Source organism: Micromonospora sp. NPDC002411, assembly GCF_053592955.1.
This window is the reverse complement of record NZ_JBSFBM010000589.1, coordinates 1-2,024: the sequence shown is the minus strand read 5'-3', so window position 1 is coordinate 2,024 and position 2,024 is coordinate 1. Positions and strand designations below refer to the sequence as shown.

General features: G+C 73.4%; 1 protein-coding gene. It reads left to right on the top strand.

The window, feature by feature from the left end:
* A partial coding sequence (locus ACWCO3_RS34215) for an ATP-binding protein (RefSeq protein ID WP_450014124.1) occupies positions 1-1,947 on the top strand: 1,947 nt, incomplete at its 5' end.
* Between the last annotated feature and the right edge of the window lie 77 nt (positions 1,948-2,024).

Genomic DNA, 2,024 nt, shown 5'->3' with positions numbered 1-2,024 from the left:
AGCGGTCCCCGGGCTTCCTCACCTGGCTGGAGGAGCGCTTCGGGCCGTACCCGTTCGACTCCGCCGGCCTCGTCATGGTCGAGTCTCTGCCACCGGCTCGACAACCTGCCCCTGGCCCTCGAGTTGGCCGCGGCGCGACTGCGACACATGCCGATCGACGACGTGCTCGCCGGGCTGACCGACCGGTTCGCGCTGCTCGACGACGCTCTGCGCGGCCTGCCGGAGCGGCACGCCAGCCTGTGGGCGCTCGTCGACTGGAGCAGGGAACTGCTCGCTGAGGACGACCGCGACCTGCTGCAACGGGTCGCGGTCATTCCCGCGCCCTTCACCGCGGATCTCGCCGCCGCCGTCGCGCAGACCCCGGACGTCCGTCGCGGCCTGGCGACACTCGTCGAGCAGTCCCTGTTGACCCTGGTCGAGGGGGACGGCCCGCCGCGCTACCGGATGCTCGAAACGGTCCGTGAGTACGGCGAAGCCCGGCTCGACGCGGTCGGTGCCCGAGGGGCGGCCATGACCGGGCTGGTCACGTGGGCCCGGGAGCGGGCCGTCGCCCTCGCCGGCCGCTTCGTCGGACCCGGCCAGGTCGAGGCGCTGCACCGCTGCGCCGCCGAGCAGGACAACCTGCTCGCCGCCCTGCGCTGGGCGCTCGCCCAGGACGACGAGGCGGCCACTGTCGATGTCGCGACGGCGCTGTTCCACCTCTGGACAGTGCGCGGCCTTCACCTGGAGGTCCTCGGGTGGGCGCGCGGGATAATGGGTGTCGCCGACCCGGTCCGACGACGCCACTCGGCGATCCTGCAGGGTCGTGGTGCCGGGCGACCACTACCCGACGCTGACCGGCTCGCCTGGCTGTGCCTGCTGACCGGGGTGAACTCCGGCATCAGCGGTGAACTCCGGCTCGCGGTGCTCGCCCGGCGGGCACTGCGCACGCTCCTCGCCGAGCGACCCGACGAGGTCTCGTCCCGGTTGACAGCGCTCGCGTCGGCGCTGCCCGAGTTCGACGCCTCCGACGTGGATCGCAGCATGAAGGCCGCTGACGAACTGGTCGCGCACCCCGACCCGCACGTGCAGGCACTCGGCCTGTTCGCCCGCGCCGCGGCCCGGGAGAACGGCGGCATGCCCGAGGCGTCGGTCACCGATGCCGAGCAGGCCTACCACCGCTTCGCGATCGCCGGTGACCACTGGGGCATGGCGATGGCGGCGGGTGCCGTCGGGCAGTTCCTCAACCCCAGCGGGGACACCGGGTCGGCCGAGTGGCTGGCGCGCAGCGTCCACCACATGGAGATGATCGGTGCCGCCCAGGACGCCCGGTCGATCCGGGTGCGCCTGGACGTCCAGCTTGCCCTGACCGGTGACGGGGAGGCCGAACGACGACTGGCGGAGACGGCCGCCCCGGGCGACGGCGAGGCGGTGGACGCCGCCGTCGCCTGCCTCGGGCTGGCTCACCTGGCCTGGCAGCGTCAGCAGTACGACGAGGCCCACGCGTACGGCGCTCGGGTGACCCGGATCCTGAGCGGCTGGACGAGCCCGCAGCCACAGCCGCAAGCCATGCTGCGCGTCGCCGTGGCGGTCCTCGACCTGCGGGTGGCGCAGGCACGGCCAATGCCGGGGGAGAACCCCGACGCGCACGCGGTCGCCCTGTTGACCCTCGCCCGGGAAGACGCGCTCTCCTCGAAGGACCTCCCCATCATCGGCGCGTGGGCGCAGGGCGGCGCCGAACTCGCGGCGTACCGCGGTGACGACGAGACCGCGCGGGAACTGTTCACGCTCGCAACGCGTGTCGGCACCCACGTCGGGATGTTCTTCCCGCCCGGGCAGGCCGAACGACTCGACGCCGCCCTCGCTGACGAGGAGCGGCGCGAGTCGTTGCTGGTCGCGTGGCGGGGGCGGCCGGTCGCCGCAGCCGCCGCCCGGATCCGCGAGCTGATGAGCGACCTGCTCGCCTAGGGCCTGTTTCATAAGGGCGGTCGAGCCGAGGCGGAGTCCGGGCGGCGATCCGGCAAGGCGCGGTTTCGTCCGGATAC